Genomic DNA, 20,156 nt, shown 5'->3' on the forward strand with positions numbered 1-20,156 from the left:
CCTAACCCCTCCGTCAAGGGGACGTCCCGCAAGCGGGCCGCCCCTTACGTCGAACAACGTTGGGCGCGCCAGCTCCGCTCATCCACATCTGTCGGCGTGAAAGATGATTAAGTACCGTATTTAGGAGCTCAACCTACGACGATCTAAAGGAGGAGCGCGCGCAGGTCATCAGGCGATTCTGGAGATGGGGCGCATTCCCCGTCGGAATGGAGATGTTCAGTGCGGCCGATGAAGAGCAGTGGAAGATCATCGCTCGCCAGATCGACGAAACCGACTACTACGTAGTTGTGGTTGGGCATCGTTATGGATCGGTCACTGGCGGCATAAGCTACACAGAGAAAGAGTACGACTACGCGGCCGCAAAGGGCATTCCGGTTCTTGGCTTTGTCATTGATCCCTCAGTAGACGCACTCGCTAAGCACACGGACAGAGACGAGGACAAGATCGCCGCTCTTGCGAAATTCAAGTCAAAAGTCAAGCAAAGGCCGGTTGGATTCTGGAGGACGGCGGATGACTTGCACGGCAAAGTCTCGATTGCCCTCATGAAGGCCTTCAATACGACACCTCGCACGGGTTGGACCCGAGCTACGGCTTCGGCCGGTCCGGAGGTGATGCACGAGCTTTCGCGACTCTCGCGTGAAAACGCGGAATTGCGTTCACAGCTGAGTGCCGTGCAGAACCAGAGGCAGTTGATCGACGGGCTCATCTTGTTTCTCGTGTCGAGACGCTCAAGGCTGTATCCAAGACGCTGCACCTGAGAGAGCGCGGAAAGCCGGAGTGGGAGATAAAGGTTCAAGTTGATCTGTTCACGATCTTCGCGCAGCTCGCTCCAGAGATGATGGTCGAGATATCTACCTCTGAGGCGTCAAAGTACCTGGCACTCATGAACAAGCCGGAATCGAGCCTAGTGCTATCGCCGTCCGCGCCGATTCCGACCAATCACATGAAACTTCTGTTTGCGGATCTCGCGAGTCTCGACTTGGTTGAGCCGAGCAAGAAGAAGCCCAGTTGCAGACGCAGAGTCGTATTGGTCTCTCACGCAGGAGGGAATCGATGTTCTTAAGTTGCACAGAGCCACGCGCCCAGAGGTGGAGGCAGCGAAGACCATTTCGGCAGAAGAAGCCTCCTCTCAGCCTGGAGGGAGAGCTGTGCGTCGCAAGAGGAGCGATGCAACAAGCGCACCCTAACCATTCCATCGAGGGGATGTCCAACCGGCTACGCCGGTCGGCCACCCCTCATGTCAAACGTTAGCCCTCTTGTTCAGTCGCCATGCGTTATCAGGGTCGCATCACCACATGGAAGGATGAAAAAGGGTTTGGATTCATTACGCCCATGGATGGCGGCGAGCAGGTCTTCGTACATATCAGTTCCTTTTCCAATCGGCGGCGTCGACCGAATGGAGAAGAGTTCGTAAGCTACGAACTCACGCGAGATGCCAAGGGCCGTGCCCAAGCCAATGCTGTTGCGTATGTCGGTGATTGGGACATGCCGTCCGCTCCCCGCGGCCGCAGTAGCATCCCTCCCATACTGTCTGTTTGCTTTCTCGTATTTGTCGTTGTCGTGGTTGTCGCCGGCCGCTACCCGTCGCTGTACTTGCGCTCTACCTTGTAATGAGCCTCGTCGCTTTTGTTGCCTATGCCTTCGACAAGTCAGCCGCCTTGAGGGGGAAGTGGCGAGTCAAGAAAGTACGTTGCACTTATTTGCCCTTCTTGGTGGGTGGCCGGGCGCCCTGGCTGCGCAACGGCTGCTTCGGCACAAGTCGGCGAAGGTTTCTTTTCAAAGCCATGTTCTGGGTCACCGTGGTGCTTAACTGCGGAGGGCTTGGCTGGTTGTTGTCGCCGGCTGGGGCGAGAACACTCAAATCGATTCTGGGTGCCGCGTGAGGGCTAACATGGCGCTCAACCTCGCTCCCTTCGGTCGCTGGACGCTGCGCGGAAGGCCGCGCAGCGTCGGTTAGCCCTACGTTAGGCCGCAATGACCGAACCTTATCGCGTCGACAAGCCGCTGTGGACTGCGGATGACTTCGAACTCATGGGTTGGCATGACTCCAGACTATGGGCGATGGTGGCCGACGAAGAGAAGTTCGAGTTCGCAATGGACCTGGACTACATCTTCAAATGGGTGCACCCGGGACCGGACGAGACGTACTTCAAATTCTGGGTAGCGCCGGTGACCATGGTTTTCGAGAACGCGTTCGATGTCACGCTCAACATAGAATCCCGGCAAGGCGGGATTGAGATCGCCGATCTCCATCGTGAGGACTCAAGACCCACGCCAAATGGCGCCCTGATGGACCACCTGTTCCGATTCGAATGCCAAGAGGGCGAGATCTCCCTGCGGGCCACAGGGTACCGTCTGTACGTACGCGCGGAGCCGCGGCTCATGCAGTCGCAGTGCTTTTCACTTGAGGAGCGAGGGGGGATCAGCGTTGAACGTCGCGTTTTTGCGGCCTAACCAGCCGTTGGAGCGGACGCCTCCGTGCTGCGCACTCCGGCGCCGCTCAACGGCACGTTAGGCGTCAAAGGCAACCCCGTGCCCAATTGCGACTTCTTAGCTGCCAAGTCTGACCTCGAAGCCGTCCTAGACTACGTTTTCACGTCACACGAGTTCACCGTCTACGAGGCCTACTCCGAGCCAGAAGCTGAACTCCGCACATTTGGCAGCACAGCCGAAGTGGCCGACGCCCACCCTCTTGGCCGCTGCAAGGGAACCGCACCCTCCGTACTACTGCAACTTCTCGCCCGAGGCTCAGGCGCCGCAACCATTGAACGGTACGCTCTTGATCCGAGTAGCTGCAATGGCAAGACCTTTCGCTACCGCTCAAGCGGCTGGGGGCTGATTCAACTCCACCTTGGGGGCATCGGCCCGAAGGGGCTTGTTTCGTCCCACACCAATCACAACTCGCCAGAACGCGCGCTCAAGTGGGCATCAACGTACCCCGAACTTTCGCCACCGTCCGCCTGGGACTGGAAGCTTGTTCAAGCTTCCTCGCGTAAGCTGAATCGCGTCATCCACACGCTCGCAGTTGCCAAAGACGGCAGCCGCCCCGTGCTAGCCGAAGCGGCTGCCTGCCTCGCGGCGCGTTGACGCCTAACCCTTCGCTCGAGCGGACCTCCACCGGCAAGGCACCTGGGCCGCGCGGAGCCCACTGCGTTTATCATGCACCGCGCGGCCCAGGCGCCTTGCCGCTGGCGTCCGCTCAGCTCAAACGTTAGGCCTCACAGTGACCGTCGCCTCGCCTCAGAAGCTTCTGGAACTCGTAGAGCGAGAGCTCGACTCGTTGAATGATTCGCGAGTCGTCAAGCACGTTCGCGGCCTTCTCGTTCAGCCAACCAGCGTCGTGCGCGCTTGGGACTATGGTGCTCCTGATGAGGCTTACCCGTGTTGGTCAGTGCTTGAACACCCGAAGTCGAACACTGGCATCGCTTACTGCGAGCAAGGCTTCGGCCCTACAAATCCATGGGGCTTGGTCTTCCTCGCTGGATCGGAGCACATGTCGATCGGCATGGATTCCGGCTGGTTCCCTCACTTCTTGGATGCGTATTTCCAATCCAAGGCTGCGGCCGAGTTGCCAATCTGGCGCGTGTATCAGCACACACACGAAGACTACCCAGGTCATCCCCTAACGGCTGAGGCTGACTGGGACTCTACGTGGGAACAAGTTCTCCGCTTGCGCGAGCGAAATCCGAGTAATCGCTACCACTGCGACCAGGACCTGTACCGCAGTGAGGCCTAACCCTTCGCTCGAGGCGCTCAAGCGTATCCTGCACCTCGCGGCCCAAGCGCTCCACCGCCGGGGTCGCCTCAGCTCAAACGTTAGGCGTCACAAACACCGGCGCGCTCGTTCCAATCGCATATGGCCGTAACGTTCTCCGACGAAGTGATGAAGGCAATGGGCTTCCGCCTATTCGCAGCTGGCGAAACGGTGCGGGCGCGCTTCACCCACCTAACAGTCTTCGCTATTGAGGGCATCACCGTTGCATCTACCGAGACGGCAACAGTGCCTGTCAAGGGACATGTATGCAAGCTTGCGATCGCGCCCAAGGTGAACGCCGCCTGCCGAGCCCTACTGTCCGACGACTACGCAGCGGACGAGTCGGAGTGGGAGAAGGAGCACAAGTGCAGCGGCCCCTATGCCTTGATCGCGGTCGGGCCCACGGAAGAGTTTGAAGCCAACGCCGGCCGGCTCAAGGAGGAAGCAGACGGAAGTGTCACGACCTACGATTGCTTCCCCACCGCAAAAGCTGCCCTCCGTGAAGTGGCGAGCGAAGTGCTCCCCGAGTTGGTCACCGCCCTCACATGCAACTTCTTCACTCCGGGGCGCCATTTCCGTGCCCGTTCAGTGGATGTAGCGACGTGCGGGACGACCCCCCAAGGACGCACAGTTCATGATCTTCGGATCACTATGTCGGCCCTTGCCTTCGCCTCGATCGCCGCAACCTCTCAGACAGTGCAAACAGGTCTAGTCGGCGTGGTCTCGCAAGTGCCCAAGCTCAACGTGAAGGTAGCTCGCTTCTTCAAGCTGGCAATGTTTGAAGAAGATGACCTCAAGAGATTTCTGTACTTCTTCCTCGCACTCGAAGTGAAGACGCATGCAACGTTTGCTGCAGTAGATCATTCCGAGAGCCTCGCCTTGTTAGTCCCGAAGGCATCACTGGCGGGTCAATCGGTCACGGCTCTACTTCAGCGCCACACCGACAACATGAAGAATCTTCGTGATCGATTCGTCTGGTGTTCCCTGCTTGCGGAAGTCAATCACCGACGACGATATAGCCGAGTTCAAACGGCTTAAAGACATTCGGGACGCAATCGCCCATGGTTCCATTGACACGCCACCCAGCGCGGAAGTGGTAGCGCTTCAGGCTCTGACCGTCAAAGTCTTGCAGCAGTAGCGACGGCCAGTGACGCCTAACCCTTCGCTCGAGTGGACTGCCACCGGCAAGGTGCTTGGCCCGCGAGTCGCTCGCTGTCATCATCCGCCTCGCAGGCCAAGCACCTTCCCGGTGTCAGCCCCTCAGCTCAAACGTTGGGCCTACTGAAAATGAGGCTTCGACTCTTCGTTGGGATCGCGCTTATGGCATCGAGCTTTCCTTTGTTTGGGTGTCAAAAAGTTTCTGTAACCGAAGAAGAAGGTTTTGTAGACCTGACTATTGGTGTCAAGCACGAGACTCTCGACAACGGACGCCTCCGAATTGATGCTTGTGGAAATCTGGGTGGAGAAGTCATAGCTTTCAGAATTGAGTTGGCGCCGGATTGGAAGGAACGTCAGATTGAGGGAACGGACCAGTTCTTCTATTTTGGATCAGGCGCATTCATCCGCATGGGGGTTGAAACAGATAGATTCATCTCAAAGCTAGCTGCGCTCTACGGTGTCGCTCCCATTCCGTTTGCCGCGCGTGAGAGCCTCGATTTTCAGGTCGTGGGGCTGGCGTCAGACCCTCGGCAGATACTGGAATCTGTTGTGAAAATGAAGTTCTTTTTGAATGCTGAAGCGGGCGAGAATCTTTACAGCGAAGTCTTCGTTAACACCGACCTTAAGGGCGGGAGGATGGACTGGAATGAGAAGGACCCTGAGTATCGCGCACCACTTATCAAGTCTCTCTCACGGTAGGCCCAACCAGGCATTACAGCCGACGCCGCTTCGCGGCGCGGCTGAATTCCAGCATTGGGCATCATGAGCAACGAAGCGATTGCGAAGCGACTGCTTGAGGTGGCAGAAGGCGTGCTAAGAGGGACGCAGCCCAGTTCCGCCTTCGCTGATGCAGTTGATGTTCACGGTTCTGCCTTTGAAGGGTTACCTCGAGCGTGGCTCGATCGTCTCAACCGTCTGTCCGTTCAAGTGATTGAGGAGGACGTATCTCCACTAGAGGAACAGTTGCTCGGCCTGCGAAATTCACGAGCATCACTTCAGGAAGCTGCAAGCATGCTTCGGGCTCTACAGGGTAGTGCCCAACAATCCGTTCAACCCGATCGCCGCGAAGACGCGGCTTCGGGTTAACGGCACGTTAAGCCTCACATGCACGAACTGCCGATGGCCCTTCACCAGAAGATTCGGGAGCTGTCCGCCGAAGGCGATGCACTCGCTGCAAAGAAGCAGTTTGAGCAAGCGATCGAGATCTACAACATCGCTTGGGGCCTTGTCCCGGAGCCCAAGAACGACTGGGAGGCAAGCACCTGGCTCCTTACCGCCATCGGTGACGCATGCTTTTTCGGCGGCTTCTTCACATCAGGCTCGGAAGCCTTCTCGTATGCGCTCCATTGCCCGGGAGGGTTCGGGAACCCGTTTGTCCATCTGCGGTTGGGTCAATGTGAGTTCGAGTGCGAGAATCTGGACATGTCCGCGGAGCACCTGACTCGCGCGTACTCCCTGGAGGGCAAGGCAATCCTTGAGGCCGAGAACCCCAAGTACTTCGAGTTTCTGAAAACTCGAATCAAACCTCCGGTGTCGGGAAAATGGTGAGGCCTAACCCGGCGCTCGTTCGGACTGGCCGCCTGCGGCGCCCAGCCGCACAGCTTTCACGTTAGAACTCATGTTCGGCGCGTTCTCGTTTGTCGTCATCACGCAAGTCATCTTTGTCGCAGTGTGTGTCCCGTTCCTGGAAGCGGTGAAGGAGGAGTCGCCGGCTACGTACTCAGCGTGGGGCAATCCGAGCGCACTGGGTCTTATCTTGCGAAAGCGCGCGTGGTGGCCCTTCTCCGGCATGGTGCTGTCGCGACAGTACCGAACTGCGCTAGCCGGTTGCCCGCGTTCTCGTGCGTGGGCCAGTTGGCTGCACGTTGCTCAGTGGTTGCAGTTGGGAGGGCTCGCAGTGTTTGTTGTCTCCATCTTTCTCGGCGGACGCTAATGAGTTCTAACTCCTCCATCGAGCGGACTCTCTACGGCATGCCTCGCATGCCTGCGGTCGCCGCTCATGTCGAGCGTTGGGCGGGTGGGTCATAGCCAATGAGTGATTGGTTGCCAAGAGGTGGTATCTACGTCGGCTGTGCCTTACTTCTAATTGTTGTAGGTCTGGGCCTTTACATAGGGCTCTTCGAATGGTTTGGAATTTCGGTCCTTCTGGGGTTCATTGTGGCGGTGTTCGCCTGCTGGATACTGGCAAGATGTCTATGGCGACCAAGTCTTACCAAGTTTCGAAAGGATGCATTGCCGATCGTCGTATTGCTCGGCACTGTTGCATTGCTGCCTTTTGCGAACGCGGCTCAATGGAACTTATTTCTCTTTGCACGACGAGCGAGTTTGGAGGCATTGGCAAAAGACGTTATCGCCTACGGGAAGATCCAGCAAATGAGTGATGGCCTTCGCTATCACAAGAGCCTAAACGGACAGGCGTTTGATGCTAGCAGCACAAAAGTAGGTGAAGGCACTTTTCCAAAGCTTGATGAAGTCATTCGCAATAGCGGCATAGAACCAGCCAAGTACCACGATTTCCGTAGACGATTGGTTGCCGCAGGGTTTAGCGAATTCGAGGTAACTGATCGGTATGTGGCTTTTGTCTACGACGGTTTGCTAGACAATTTGGTAGGTGTTTTAACACTGCGGTCAACCGGACCCGCTACGGCGGCCATCGGCCACCTACACGGGCCGGTTACCTCTGCGTTAGGGCTCTGATGACTCCGCGCACTCTCACCATTTCGCTCCACCAACCGGATGACGGTGATGGTCTCGCGCGCTTCAAGATCGAAGCCGAGAATGGGCGGTTTGCGTGTTCTACTTTGGTCTGGGGCTACGCTGACACATTTGCTGAGTTGGCCGGCGCAATCAAAGGCTTTCCCACATCGCCATCCGCTTCTGTCGAGTTTCAGTTGGGTTCTGCTGGTGTCGGGCAATGTAGTCTTTCGTTCGTTTGCCTTGACGGCTCTGGCCATTCCGCAGTTTGGGTATCTGTCGAGTCCGAGTATCCCGTTCGCCCAACCTCTCAACACCAAGAGGCTTCCCTCTGTCTTCGCATTGAACCGTCGTCGGTCGACTCATTTCATTCTGAGCTTGTCGCTCTTGCGTCCGGCGCATCTACCATGGCTGAACTTCATGGCTCCGAGCCCTAACACTTCGGTCGAGGGGACGGCCCAGAAGCTGCGCTTCTGGGTTCCCTCCCTTCGGTCGGCCGCCCCTCACCTCGGACGTTGGACATCGGAGCAACTGAAGATGAAGGAGCCATTGCCTTGAGCGTGCGCACAGCAGTGCAAGTGGGGCGAGTTCTAGGCGCGCTATTGTTTTTCGTGGCGGTCTGCCTGGGTGGAAGCCTCTTGCCACTCGAAGGCGTTCCAATTGGACAAGCGTTCGCGCAGTCCGACCCAATCGGCCGTGCATTCTCTGAAAGGCGAAGCGGGTTCCAAGTTTCAGGAGTAGGTGTCGTGACAAGGCTGCTCAGCGACGACGACGATGGAAGTCGGCATCAGCGCTTCATACTGAGATTGTCGTCAGGGCAGACGCTTCTCATTGCGCATAACGTTGACCTCGCGCCAAGAGTCGATCCCCTGCTACCAGGTGATATCGTGGAGTTCAATGGTGTGTATGAATGGAACTCAAAGGGCGGCGTGATCCACTGGACACATCATGATCCGGATCGCAGGCATCCGGGAGGGTGGTTGCGGCACAGAAACAGAGTGTTTCAATGAGGGGGAGATTGATGTCCAACCCACGCTTGCAACGGACCGCCAACAGCGTGCTTCGCCCGCCGCTGTCGTCCGTTGAAGCTCATCGTTAGGCAGCATGTATGGCCAGACCTCTTCGCGACGACGGTGGTCCCGCCTTTCCACAGCCGTATCCGCCTCGCGCGTTCGAGAAGGCTATGGTTTTCGTGGACGGGACGAATTTTCTGAACCGCCTAAGAGAGTCGAATTTGCGGTTCGGCTCACTGAAACGCCTCTCGGACGCAGCAGTGCTCGGGCGAGAGCTCCCTGAGTTACTTCTACACGACGAAGGAGAAGCTCGAAAAGGCGACCGAGATTCATGGGTCTCAGTTTCTTGAAGGCTGTCGGATCGTCCTTGGAGACTCAGTGCCTTTGGGGAACGGAAAGTTTCGAGAGAAGGGCGTCGACGCGCTACTCGTGGCGGACCTGGTGTACCACGCTGCCCAGAAGAACTGTTCGTACGCGGTCGTGGTGTCGAACGACTCGGATTTTGCGCACGCGCTGCGGCGCGTCGAGGACTTCGGCTGCAATACGGGTGTGATTGCGATCGGAGTTCCGGCAGCGGAGCGGTTGCAGAATGCCTGCGACGATTACCACATCCTAGACGTCGCTTGGATGATAAAGGAGCGGTGGGCTACTGAATTGCCGAAGGACGCGCCCGATGCTGCCTAACAGGTCGGTCGACTCGGACACGTTGCGGCAAGGGGCCGCACTGTGCCGTTGGAAAGCCTGCACCGAGCGGCCCCTTGTCGCAACGTGTCGGTCACCTTCACGTTAGCCCTCTTGTTCAGTCGCCATGCGTTATCAGGGTCGCATCACCCATGGAAGGATGAAAAGGGTTTGGATTCATTACGCCCATGGATGGCGGCGAGCAGGTCTTCGTACATATCAGTTCCTTTTCCAATCGGCGGCGTCGACCGAATGGAGAAGAGTTCGTAAGCTACGAACTCACGCGAGATGCCAAGGGCCGTGCCCAAGCCAATGCTGTTGCGTATGTCGGTGATTGGGACATGCCGTCCGCTCCCCGCGGCCGCAGTAGCATCCCTCCCATACTGTCTGTTTGCTTTCTCGTATTTGTCGTTGTCGTGGTTGTCGCCGGCCGCCTACCTGTCGCTGTACTTGCGCTCTACCTTGTAATGAGCCTCGTCGCTTTTGTTGCCTATGCCTTCGACAAGTCAGCCGCCTTGAGGGGGAAGTGGCGAGTCCAAGAAAGTACGTTGCACTTATTTGCCCTTCTTGGTGGGTGGCCGGGCGCCCTGGCTGCGCAACGGCTGCTTCGGCACAAGTCGGCGAAGGTTTCTTTTCAAGCCATGTTCTGGGTCACCGTGGTGCTTAACTGCGGAGGGCTTGGCTGGTTGTTGTCGCCGGCTGGGGCGAGAACACTCAAATCGATTCTGGGTGCCGCGTGAGGGCTAACATGGCGCTCAACCGCGCTCCCTTCGGTCGCTGGACGCTGCGCGGAAAGGCCGCGCAGCTCGTTTAGCCCTACGCGAGGCGTCTCACACTTCCATATGAGCATCGACGAAGACATCCAGTGGCAGGACTCACGCATCCTGAGCGTTCGCATTACGCCCGAAAAAGATCGGGTCGAAATGCGCCTCCTTTATCCAGAGGACTGGCAGTCCGATTCCTATGCCGAACGCACCGTTGTTTTCGAGAACGCGTACGGATACAAAGAATTTGAGGGGCCATTTGTGGGCTCTCCGACCATCTTGTCCGCAAACGTTGTGGCGAAAAATGACAGATGGTCACAGCTTCGTTTGAAACCAACGCTGGTTATCGGGAAATATTCAGTGAAAGCGTTTACCTTAAGGGTCGATAGTTTCACAAAGGCAGAAACAATGTCATCGCAGACGCCCAACCCTACAGTCGAGCGGACCTGCGCAAGAAGCCGCCCAGCCGCACAGCTTTCACGTTAGAACTCATGTTCGGCGCGTTCTCGTTTGTCGTCATCACGCAAGTCATCTTTGTCGCAGTGTGTGTCCCGTTCCTGGAAGCGGTGAAGGAGGAGTCGCCGGCTACCTACTCAGCGTGGGGCAATCCGAGCGCACTGGGCCTTATCTTGCGAAAGCGCGCGTGGTGGCCCTTCTCCGGCATGGTGCTGTCGCGGCAGTACCGAACCGCGCTAGCCGGTTGCCCGCGTTCTCGTGCGTGGGCCAGTTGGCTGCACGTTGCTCAGTGGTTGCAGTTGGGAGGGCTCGCAGTGTTTGTTGTCTCCATCTTTCTCGGCGGGCGCTAATGAGTTCTAACTCCTCCATCGAGCGGACTCTCTACGGCATGCTTCGCATGCCTGCGGTCGCCGCTCATGTCGAGCGTTAGACGGCACTCATGGTCTTCGTCGTCCTGGCCCTCCATCTTCTCTCCCTCGTCATCGCCCTTTGGGCGTTCTGGGGCGCGTACAAGCTCGTGCGCGATGGTGGCTATTCGGCGGTAGCGACGAACTGCAAGGATGCACGGGCCGAGCAACTGCCGTCGCTCGCAAAGCAACACGCGACCGTTCTCGCGATCTTCGGCCTTTGGTTTCTCTTGGTCTTCATTGCCGTCATTGCGTTCAAGATTCCATTCTCATCTTGGGCAGGCTTGTATTTCGCCGGTTTTGGCATCGTTATTGTTGGCAAGCGCATCATCGAGCGCCGGCATGGTTTGCAGCACACATAGGGCCAGCAGGGTGCCGTCTAACCCTTCGCTGCACCTGACGTTCGCCAGCCGGCTGCGCCGTCTGTCGCCCGCAGATGAGCTCAAACGTTGGGCACCTACGATGCGGGCGCTCGTCATCCTGGGTGCTGTCATAGCCAACACTTGCGCCGCATGGGGCGGCGAGTACCTGGTGGAGGCGTCCGGGGAAGCGTGCGTCCATGGTCTCCATGCTCAACCTCCTGGGGGACCTTTCTCCGTTTTTCTGTTTTGCGACGACGGCGGCGGATCGAATATCGGTGTAATAGCGACGGACCCAGGGGCCGGCCCCGGAAAGATCGACCTCGGCAAATTGAAGGTCTGGGACAGATGGGACGTCAATGCACGATTCTGGCAAGACCCGGAATGGGCTACTGACGTAACCTCGTTCGCGTGGACAAGCGATCTTAAATCGCTCTACGTGGCAACGGGAGAGGTCTACGGAACGGGGGCTCTGTACAGATTGAACCTTGTCGAGAAGTCTTCGGAGAAGTTGTTCCCGACCGCCGAGAAGCGCAAGAGCATCGGTGATCGCTATAGCACTAGCGTGGAGATCAAGGCAGTGGATCCACAGACAAATACCGTGACCGTGGAGCTGTCCTACTTCTCCGAAGCGTCGTCGGCAACAGTGGTCGAGACCATTGTCGTCGGACGATAGGTGCTCAATGGTTTCACCTCGTATCGCGTTGAGACGTTTGTGCCCAACCCGGCGCTCCAAGGGACGCTCCGCCCGAGGGCGTCGCTCCCCTGAGCTAGGTCGTTAGACCGCACTGTGTCCAGCATCGCTCTGCCTCCCGCCATCTCCCAGACACTTGGCCCGCTGGTTCCGGCGCTGGCGGCACGCGGTCTGCTGCCAGTGCGCTTCGCGGAGGCAGCTTCGTTCGGCAACTTCGAGGTTCACTTCGCCCGCAAGTCGCTGTCACTCTCAGTGGTTCGCGATCGGGGTCAGTTCCACGTCGGTGGCGCAGAGCGTGCCGTTCTTGAGCCTGCGGGTCTCTGGCGCAGCTTCAGCGGAGTGCAGTCCCTTGAAGCACCTCTGCTTGCGTGGGTTGAGTCGCATGGTGCGGTCTAACCCTTCGTTGCACCCGACCTGCTACAGCGGGCTTCGCCCGCTTCCGCGGGCGGGTGAACTCAAACGTTGAGGCTGTAGAAAAACCCCCGTTCTCCCCTTGATCGCCGATCTGGGCCTCGGCATCATCGTCGCAACAGCGTTGCTGCGGAGAAGTCGCCGATGCCGAACTTCCGATCCGTCGACAGGAACCTCAAGTTCATCGCCGTCGACTTCGACGCGCAGATCCTGCCCGGCACCTTCGAGCACGCCGTCAGTGTTCTGGTGGACCAGGAACTCGACCTCACGCCGTTCATCGAGACCTACCGTAACGACGCCACCGGCATGCCCGCGCACCACCCCTCGGTTCTTCTCGAGGTCATCCTGTTCGGCTACAGCCGCGGACTGATCAGCCCCCGCGCTATCGCCGCAGCCTGCCGGCAGCACGTGCTGTTCATCGCGCTGAGCGCGGACAGCCAGCCGGACTTCTCCACCCTCGCCGGCTTCGTGAGCCGCCGCGCTGAGGCGATCCAGTCGCTCTTCACCCAGGTGCTGGTGATCTGCAACCGCGAGGGCTTGATCGGCCACGAGATGTTCGCCATCGACGGGGTGAAGCTCCCGAGCAATGCGGCCAAGTCCCGCAGCGGGCTGCGCGAGGACTTCGCCCGCGAGGCGCAGAAGGTGGAACACGCGGTGGAGAAGATGTTGGCCGAGCACCACCGACAGGACGCCGCGAAGGTGGAGCCGGAGCAGGAGCAGAGGAAGCGGGAGGTCGACAAGATCGAGCGGCTTCGAACGCATGCGAAGCAGATCCGGACATGGCTGGAGAAGAATCCCAGGGACCGCCTCGGTGCGAGCGGCAAGCCGGTGCTGAGCAACCGCACCGACAACGAGTCGGCGAAGATGTCCACGGACAAGGGCGTCGTGCAGGGCTACTGCGGCGTGGCGGCGGTGGACGAGAAGCACCAGATCATCGTCGCCGCCCAAGCACACGGGACGGGCTCGGAACAGGCGCTGCTGCCGGGGATCGTGGAGGACCTCAAGCCCGTGCTGACCGAGGAGAGCGTGATCGTCGCGGACGCGGGCTACCACAGCGAAGCGAACCTCGCGCATCTCGAGGCCGAGAAGGTCGAGGCCTACATTGCCGACCGTGGCTACCGGGAGCGCGACGAGCGCTACGCCGGACAGGACAAGCACAAGGCCAAGGACGACGCGCTCTGGGACAAGAGTCCGAAGGACCGGAAGCCGAAGCAGTTCCCGCCCTCTGCCTTCAGGTTTGCCGATGACCTGAGTTACTGCATCTGTCCCGCTGGGAAGCGCCTCTACCGGAGCGGGAACAACTGCAACCGCAGTGGGCTGCGATCGATCGGATTCAAGGGGACACAGACGGCGTGCAGCAACTGCAAGCTCAGAGCACAGTGTCTGCGCAAACCGGACAAGACACCGGTCCGTCAGGTAGCGCTATTCCTCGGCAAGCATGAGTCCGCGCCGGAGCGACCCATCGAGCGCATGCGCCGGAAGATCGACACCGAGCAAGGCCGCCGGATGATCACCCGCCGCTTCGCGACGGTGGAGCCCGTGTTCGCGAATCTGCGGCACAACAAGGGGCTTGACCGATTCACGCTGCGAAGCAGGAAGAAGGTGGAGGGGCAGTGGCGGTTGTACTGCCTGGTTCACAACATCGAGAAGCTGATGAGGGCGAGGCAAGCGAGATGAGGGACATTGCGAGGACGAGAATCGAGACGTGTTTGCAATAGTCGCGATTGCCGCGTGCGACAGTCGCAAGCATCATGGAAAACGGTGTCCACGTATGATCGATACCATCTGGCCGCGCAGACGGCCTTTTCTACAGCCTCGTTAGCCGTCACAAGGAATCGCCAATGCTTGAAATTTCTTGGTTGCTATTTACTGTCGCTTCGCTCGTGCTGATCGTGACACCTGGGCAAGATATGGTTCTCGTCATGTCACGCTCAATTGCACAAGGCGCTGCCGCTGGCGTTGCTACCGCTGCCGGTGTGAGGGTCGGCCTCGTGGGCCACACCGTCCTCGCCACGCTGGGGCTAGGTGCAGTCTTGCGCACTTCCGAGTGGCTATTTCTGGTCCTAAAGCTTGTTGGCGCGGCATATCTCGTTTACTTGGGCATCCAGTTGCTTCGCTCCAAAGAGCAGGTACTGGCCGTTTCGTCTGGTGCTCCGCGCTCGCTGCCGCGGTTGTTCCTGAATGGTGCGCTATCGAATGTCTCCAATCCAAAGGTCGCGGTCTTTTACTTCGCGTTCTTGCCGCAGTTTGTGTCGCCTGGTGCTGTCCACCCTACGCTGTGTGTGTTCGTCCTCGGCCTCGCGTTTGCTGCTCTCACTTTCTTGGTTAAGGGGCCAGTTGGTTTCAGTGCCGGCCTGTTGTCCGGTTGGCTGCGCTCTCGCCCCGGCTTCCTCGCGTGGATCTATCGCACGAGCGGGGCCGTACTCATTGGCCTCGGCGTCAGGCTGGCGTTGGAGCGTCGCGCGTGACGGCTAACCCTGCGGTCAACACGGACGCTCCGCCGAAAAGCCGGCAGAGCGCCGGTTACCTTGAAGGTTCGGCGTCGTCGCACGAGTGTAGGAGAGGTGTAGTCGTCTAGCCACTGTTCAATAACGGGAGGAAGTGATGAACGCACGGCGAAGCACCGGGTGTATAGCAATCACCTTCGGAGTTCTTGTAGGTTTGATGAGCGCGCAAGCCTGGTCGCAGCAGAAATATCAGATCACTAGGCCCCCCGTCGAGCAGCGCTCAGTATGTTCAACAGCACGCTATAGACGTTGATGACGCCGCCGGGCATCAAATCCGCGTTTACGAGATCAGGTACGAGTACCCAAAGAAGGACTTCGCGCTCGCCGGAGTTCAGGTGCTTCAGGCGTTAACCCGCGGGATAAGCGACTACGTCGGCCTCAGTGGTCCTTTCACCACCTATACCGTGTACACGCTTGAAGATGGCAATAAAGTATTCAGCCGTGGCACAGGCACTTCAATGATGACGACGGGTGCTAGTGGCAACTCGGTTGTCAAGTTCTCTGCCGTGGAGAATTATCTTGGGGGGACCGGCCGCTTCAAGGGTATTCGCGGTCAGGTCCTTATCAGTGGGGAGCGCGATGTGGTGGCAAAGTCTCTTACGCAGCAGTCGAATGGTGAGTACTGGATCGAGGAGTAAAGCCTCGCTCCTTTGGATTCGCCAGCCTATGATCGGAACGACGCCGAACATTGCGTTGCGCCGGACCGGCAAGCAGCGGCGCTTCGCTTGCTGCTTGCCGGACGGTGAACGTTGACGTTAGGCGGCACAACGCCCGCGAAGCTTCCTCTGCTATGAAAATCACTAGATTGCTCGGCTTCCTGTGCTTGATCGCGGCCGTGGTGTCAGCGGTGATCGGCGGAGCGATGTACTTCCAGAGTCCCAAGGGTGCATTTGCGCGGCTGATTGGGCTCCTAATAATGTCGATCGGCGCTGGTGCGTTCGGGCTCTTAGGACTCGCGCTTCTGTCAATTGGGTCACCAAAGAGTAGGCTGAGGTCTATACACCGCGATACGCCGTTCAATCGATCGCGGTTTCACGCTGGAATGCTGGTGGGGGTCGTCTTCGGGATCCTATCCATCTGGTATGCAATCGGAGCCGTCTGCACGGGGGAGTTCGCGGGAGGTCGGGGGTCAACGGCTCCAACGCGTCTCTCGGAGAGCCCTGGCTGGTTTGCTGCCAACTTCATCTTCTTCTCTGGCTTGGGCGTCGGGCTACTCTGGGTTTGCTTGCCTCCAGTGCTCCGGATGTTCTTGCCAAGTGATCGAGAGTAGTACCCAGTGCCGCCTAACCCTTCGCTCAACACCGGACCCTCCGCGGCGGGCTGCCTTGCCCGCGAGGCGCTCTCTGTCTATGCTGCCCCTCGCGGCCAAGCCAGCCCACCGCTCCTGGCCGGTTAGCTCAAACGTTAGGCATCGCAAGGGGATCGGTTGTGTTGTCCTAGTTGACAACATGCGCAGTTGTTGTCACGGTGTCCAACATGAAAGCGAGTCTCGTCGCCCGAAACCGAATCGTCTACGCCGAGAACGCCTTCGCCGAGTTGGTTCTGTGGAAGGTGCCCGCTCCCGTGTCAGGGTCGGCGCACGGGTTCAAGTACCGCTCGGCATACGTCGTCAATGGCGTCTGTGTGGTGCGCTACGACAACGAGGTTGGCAAGGGCGACCGTCGTCACTTCGGCGACGCCGATTCCAAGTACTCCTTCACCACGCCCGAAGCGCTCCTTGCCGCATTCGAGCGAGACATTGCGAGGTGGAATCGTGAAAACAGTCACCCTTGAGGTCCGTGAACCCAAAGAGTCCATGGCCGCCTTCGCCAGCGCCTGGCGGTCTGGCAAGGCTGAGAAGGCCGCTCGCATTAGCTTTGCTTCGCCCGAGCTTCTGTGGAAGGTCCTTACCGCCAAGCGGTGGGAACTGCTGAAGGTCTTGTGTGGGGCAGGCCCGGTGTCTATCCGCGAGGCTGCGCGCCGGGTCAACCGAGATGTCAAGGCCGTGCACAGCGATATCACCGCTTTGCTTAGCGCTGGGGTTCTCGACCGTGCGGAAGGTGGAGGAGTCGTCTTCCCCTACGAGGCCGTCAAAGTCGAGTTCTTGCTTCAAGCCGCGTAGTGCAAGCGGGGAGCGCGACCCTCAGCTCAAACGATGAGGCTGTAGAAAACCCCCCTTTTCTCCCCTTGATCGCCGATCTGGGCCTCGGCATCATCGTCGCAACAGCGTTGCTGCGGAGAAGTCGCCGATGCCGAACTTCCGATCCGTCGACAGGAACCTCAAGTTCATCGCCGTCGACCTCGATGCGCAGATCCTCCCCGGCACCTTCGAGCACGCCGTCAGTGTGCTGGTGGACCAGGAACTCGACCTCACGCCGTTCATCGAGACCTACCGCAACGACGCCACCGGCGCGCCCGCCTATCACCCCTCGGTTCTCCTCAAAGTCATCCTGTTCGGCTACAGCCGCGGCCTGATCAGCTCCCGCGCCATCGCCGCGGCCTGCCGCCAGCACGTGCAGTTCATCGCCCTGAGCGCAGACAGCCAGCCGGACTTCTCCACCCTCGCCGGCTTCGTCAGCCGTCACACTGAGGCGATCCAGTCGCTGTTCACCCAGGTGCTGGTGATCTGCAACCGCGAGGGCTTGATCGGCCACCAGATGTTCGCCATCGACGGGGTCAAACTCCCGAGCAATGCAGCCAGGTCCCGCAGCGGGCTGCGCGAGGACTTCGAACGGGAAGCGCAGAAGGTCGAACAGTCCGTGGAGAAGATGCTCGCGGAGCATCGGAGGCAGGACGCTGCGAAGATCCCACCGGAGCAGGAACAGCGGACGCGTGAGAGGCAGAAGATCGAGCGGCTTCGCACGCATGCGAAGCAGATCCGGACATGGCTGGAGAAGCATCCCAGGGACCGCCTCGGCGCGAGCGGCAAGCCGGTGCTGAGCAACCGCACCGACAACGAGTCGGCGAAGATGTCCACGGACAAGGGCGTCGTGCAGGGCTACTGCGGCGTGGCGGCGGTGGACGAGAAGCACCAGATCATCGTCGCCGCCCAGGCACACGGGACAGGCTCGGAGCAGGCACTGCTGCCGGGAATGGTGGAAGACCTGAAGCCTGTTCTGATGCCCGAGAGCGTGATCGTGGCCGATGCGGGCTACCACAGCGAAGCCAACCTCGCGCACCTGGAGGCCGAGAAGGTGGAGGCCTACATCGCCGACCGTGGCTACCGGGAGCGCGACGAGCGCTACGCCGGGCAGGGGAGGCACAAGGCCAAGGACGATGCGCTCTGGGACAAGAGTCCGAAGGCGCCCAAGAAGGGCCGATTTCCCGTGAGCGCCTTCACGGTGGCCAAGGACTACTCCCACGCTGTGTGTCCTGCCGGAAAGAAGCTCTACCGCAGCGGCGGCAACTGCAACATCGGCGGCCGGCGGGCGATCAAGTTCAAGGCTGCGCAGGACAGCTGTGGGAACTGCCCGATGAGACAGCGCTGCCTGCGAGAGCCGACTCAGCATTCCCCGAGATCGATCGCGGTGTTCATCGGCCAGCGCACCCTCGCACCCGAGCGTCCCATTGACCGGATGCGCCGGAAGATCGACACGGAGCGAGGCAGACGAATGATCACACGGCGCTTCGCGACGGTGGAGCCGGTATTCGCCAACCTGCGGCACAACAAGGGGCCCGACCGGTTCACGCTGCGAAGCAGGAAGAAGGTGGAGGGGCAGTGGCGGTTGTACTGCCTGGTGCACAACATCGAGAAGCTGATGAAGGCGAGGCAGGCGAGATGAGGGGCGGTATGGAGGCGGCTATCGCGACATGCACGCGGACGGTCGCCGAAATCGACCGCTACCGGCGCCGAAGTCGCCGGAAATGCGGTCGACGTATGATCGATAACGTCCGGCTGCATCGGCGACTTTTTCTACAGCCTCGTTAGCCAAGCTCTAAAGGTGCAACATGAAATCAGCAATACTTGTAATTGATGTCCAAAATGGAATTTTTGGTGATGACCGGAAACCATTTGAGTCAGATATCGTTGTCGAGAGAATTCGGAAGATCACCGAGCGCGCCAGACTAAATGGGGATATGGTTATCTATATCCAACACGAAGCGCCTGGAGTCGTTGAGTTCGGAACTGAAGCCTGGAAACTATTTGATGGATTAAAACCAAATAGCAATGACACGCGGATTCGGAAAAGGACGCCTGATGCATTTCTGAACACCGATCTCGATGAAACGCTCAAAAATGCTGGGGTGGAAAATCTCGTAATTTGTGGGTACTCGTCTGATTTTTGCATCGACCGAACAACTTATAAGGCTGCAAATTCCGGCTACCACGTTATTTTGGTCTCTGACGCACATACGACGCATGACAAGCCACACCTTACGGCCGCGCAAATTCGGGAGCACCACAACTTCCTGTTGTCAAAACATCCGTCCGTAAAGTTGGTTGGTCATATCGAGGTGGCGGGTGGCTAACAAGTCGTTCCAGCGGACTGCGAAAGGCTTCGCTTCGCTCCGACTTTCGCGGTCCGCTGAACTCCAACGTTAGACCGCACCCCAACACCCGCGCACGACGCGACGTATCCTATGTGATACAGTCCCGCCGTGGCCGAAGTTCGACAAACAGCCGTCTACTCGGAGTGGTTTGCCGGACTCCGCGACCGGCAGGCAAAGACCCGCATCGACATTCGCATCCGCCGCCTTTCTCTGGGAAACCCGGGCGACGTCAAGCCCGTCGGCGAAGGTGTCTCGGAGCTACGCGTCGATTACGGTCCGGGTTATCGCGTGTACTTCGTCCAACGAGGCAGCGAGTTGGTGGTGTTGCTCGCAGGCGGCGACAAATCGTCGCAGACCCGGGACATAGAGCAGGCGAAGGCGCTGGCGCGCGAACTATAGGAGCGCATCATGGGAAAGACTGTCACTACCCCCTGGGATCCGGCGGACCACCTCAAGACTGAGGAAGACATGGCCGCCTACCTCGAAGCAGCGCTGGAGGAAGGCGATCCTGCGCTGGTTGCAGCGGCGCTGGGTGACATCGCGCGCGCCAAGGGCATGACTCAGGTCGCTCGTGAGGCTGGGCTCGGCCGAGAAAGCCTATACAAGGCGCTGTCGCCGAACGGCAATCCAGAGTTCGCCACCATCATGAAGGTTGTCTCTGTTCTGGGCCTTCAACTCCACGCCACTACAGCCGCCGTAAAGAGAGCGGTCTAACCCTTCGCTCGAGCGGACGGCCAACGGCATGGCGCCCTCCGACGCTCAACTCCAACGCGAGGCGTCACCTGTAC

The 20,156-nt window shown here is 59.1% G+C and carries 23 protein-coding genes and 3 pseudogenes; all 26 read left to right on the forward strand.

Features of this window, described 5'->3' with window-relative positions; translation table 11 throughout:
* Positions 1-116: 116 nt before the first annotated feature.
* The 26 genes and pseudogenes from IPK20_04950 to IPK20_05075 all read left to right on the forward strand — a co-directional run bounded on the left by IPK20_04950 (position 117) and on the right by IPK20_05075 (position 20,082).
* Positions 117-758 (forward strand): annotated as a pseudogene (locus IPK20_04950) (DUF4062 domain-containing protein).
* Positions 759-1,269: 511 nt separating this feature from the next.
* Entirely contained in the window at positions 1,270-1,611 is a 342-nt protein-coding gene (locus IPK20_04955) for a cold shock domain-containing protein (GenBank protein ID MBK8016116.1), read from the forward strand.
* Positions 1,611-1,883: pseudogene (locus IPK20_04960) on the forward strand (DUF1294 domain-containing protein). Before IPK20_04955 ends, IPK20_04960 begins: the two are co-directional and overlap by 1 nt.
* A gap of 91 nt (positions 1,884-1,974) precedes the next feature.
* Positions 1,975-2,454, forward strand: a complete 480-nt coding sequence (locus IPK20_04965; GenBank protein MBK8016117.1) for a hypothetical protein — start codon at positions 1,975-1,977, stop codon at positions 2,452-2,454.
* 24 nt (positions 2,455-2,478) lie between these two features.
* Positions 2,479-3,087 (forward strand): hypothetical protein, encoded by a 609-nt coding sequence (locus IPK20_04970; protein MBK8016118.1) that lies wholly within the window; start codon positions 2,479-2,481, stop codon positions 3,085-3,087.
* A 769-nt stretch (positions 3,088-3,856) separates the two neighbouring features.
* Positions 3,857-4,792, forward strand: coding sequence for a hypothetical protein (locus IPK20_04975; GenBank protein ID MBK8016119.1), 936 nt, complete (start codon positions 3,857-3,859; stop codon positions 4,790-4,792).
* 282 nt (positions 4,793-5,074) lie between these two features.
* Positions 5,075-5,611 (forward strand): hypothetical protein, encoded by a 537-nt coding sequence (locus IPK20_04980; GenBank protein ID MBK8016120.1) that lies wholly within the window; start codon positions 5,075-5,077, stop codon positions 5,609-5,611.
* A gap of 63 nt (positions 5,612-5,674) precedes the next feature.
* Positions 5,675-5,998, forward strand: a complete 324-nt coding sequence (locus IPK20_04985) for a hypothetical protein (protein ID MBK8016121.1) — start codon at positions 5,675-5,677, stop codon at positions 5,996-5,998.
* 18 nt (positions 5,999-6,016) lie between these two features.
* Positions 6,017-6,460, forward strand: a complete 444-nt coding sequence (locus IPK20_04990) for a tetratricopeptide repeat protein (GenBank protein ID MBK8016122.1) — start codon at positions 6,017-6,019, stop codon at positions 6,458-6,460.
* Positions 6,461-6,943: 483 nt separating this feature from the next.
* Positions 6,944-7,609, forward strand: a complete 666-nt coding sequence (locus tag IPK20_04995) for a hypothetical protein (GenBank protein MBK8016123.1) — start codon at positions 6,944-6,946, stop codon at positions 7,607-7,609.
* Between the two features lie 569 nt (positions 7,610-8,178).
* Positions 8,179-8,616, forward strand: a complete 438-nt coding sequence (locus IPK20_05000; GenBank protein MBK8016124.1) for a DUF3465 domain-containing protein — start codon at positions 8,179-8,181, stop codon at positions 8,614-8,616.
* Between the two features lie 282 nt (positions 8,617-8,898).
* The gene (locus IPK20_05005; protein ID MBK8016125.1) at positions 8,899-9,303 is read left to right on the forward strand and encodes an NYN domain-containing protein; all 405 of its coding nucleotides are present in this window, start codon (positions 8,899-8,901) and stop codon (positions 9,301-9,303) included.
* A 124-nt stretch (positions 9,304-9,427) separates the two neighbouring features.
* Positions 9,428-10,040, forward strand: a pseudogene (locus IPK20_05010) (cold shock and DUF1294 domain-containing protein).
* A 102-nt stretch (positions 10,041-10,142) separates the two neighbouring features.
* Positions 10,143-10,550: a hypothetical protein gene (locus IPK20_05015; protein MBK8016126.1), complete on the forward strand. Its 408-nt coding sequence runs from the start codon at positions 10,143-10,145 to the stop codon at positions 10,548-10,550.
* 5 nt (positions 10,551-10,555) lie between these two features.
* The gene (locus tag IPK20_05020; protein MBK8016127.1) at positions 10,556-10,870 is read left to right on the forward strand and encodes a hypothetical protein; all 315 of its coding nucleotides are present in this window, start codon (positions 10,556-10,558) and stop codon (positions 10,868-10,870) included.
* 89 nt (positions 10,871-10,959) lie between these two features.
* Entirely contained in the window at positions 10,960-11,289 is a 330-nt protein-coding gene (locus IPK20_05025) for a hypothetical protein (protein ID MBK8016128.1), read from the forward strand.
* 100 nt (positions 11,290-11,389) lie between these two features.
* Complete coding sequence (locus IPK20_05030; protein MBK8016129.1) at positions 11,390-11,962, forward strand: hypothetical protein; 573 nt, start codon at positions 11,390-11,392, stop codon at positions 11,960-11,962.
* 573 nt (positions 11,963-12,535) lie between these two features.
* Positions 12,536-14,068, forward strand: coding sequence for an IS1182 family transposase (locus tag IPK20_05035; protein MBK8016130.1), 1,533 nt, complete (start codon positions 12,536-12,538; stop codon positions 14,066-14,068).
* Positions 14,069-14,232: 164 nt separating this feature from the next.
* Positions 14,233-14,859 (forward strand): LysE family translocator, encoded by a 627-nt coding sequence (locus IPK20_05040; protein MBK8016131.1) that lies wholly within the window; start codon positions 14,233-14,235, stop codon positions 14,857-14,859.
* Positions 14,860-15,233: 374 nt separating this feature from the next.
* Entirely contained in the window at positions 15,234-15,536 is a 303-nt protein-coding gene (locus IPK20_05045; protein ID MBK8016132.1) for a hypothetical protein, read from the forward strand.
* Between the two features lie 838 nt (positions 15,537-16,374).
* Complete coding sequence (locus IPK20_05050; GenBank protein MBK8016133.1) at positions 16,375-16,671, forward strand: hypothetical protein; 297 nt, start codon at positions 16,375-16,377, stop codon at positions 16,669-16,671.
* Positions 16,652-16,999 carry a DNA-binding protein gene (locus IPK20_05055; protein ID MBK8016134.1) on the forward strand — a complete coding sequence of 116 codons (348 nt, stop codon included), beginning with the start codon at positions 16,652-16,654 and terminating at the stop codon, positions 16,997-16,999. The genes IPK20_05050 and IPK20_05055 overlap by 20 nt, the downstream gene beginning before the upstream one ends.
* Before the next feature lie 127 nt (positions 17,000-17,126).
* Positions 17,127-18,659 carry an IS1182 family transposase gene (locus IPK20_05060; GenBank protein ID MBK8016135.1) on the forward strand — a complete coding sequence of 511 codons (1,533 nt, stop codon included), beginning with the start codon at positions 17,127-17,129 and terminating at the stop codon, positions 18,657-18,659.
* 166 nt (positions 18,660-18,825) lie between these two features.
* Positions 18,826-19,347 carry a cysteine hydrolase gene (locus IPK20_05065; GenBank protein ID MBK8016136.1) on the forward strand — a complete coding sequence of 174 codons (522 nt, stop codon included), beginning with the start codon at positions 18,826-18,828 and terminating at the stop codon, positions 19,345-19,347.
* A gap of 129 nt (positions 19,348-19,476) precedes the next feature.
* Positions 19,477-19,767 (forward strand): type II toxin-antitoxin system RelE/ParE family toxin, encoded by a 291-nt coding sequence (locus IPK20_05070; GenBank protein ID MBK8016137.1) that lies wholly within the window; start codon positions 19,477-19,479, stop codon positions 19,765-19,767.
* A gap of 9 nt (positions 19,768-19,776) precedes the next feature.
* A complete protein-coding gene (locus IPK20_05075) occupies positions 19,777-20,082 on the forward strand; it encodes a putative addiction module antidote protein (protein MBK8016138.1) in 306 nt (101 codons plus the stop codon).
* Positions 20,083-20,156: the final 74 nt, after the last annotated feature.

It is taken from the genome of Betaproteobacteria bacterium (assembly GCA_016713305.1).
Lineage (GTDB): Bacteria > Pseudomonadota > Gammaproteobacteria > Burkholderiales.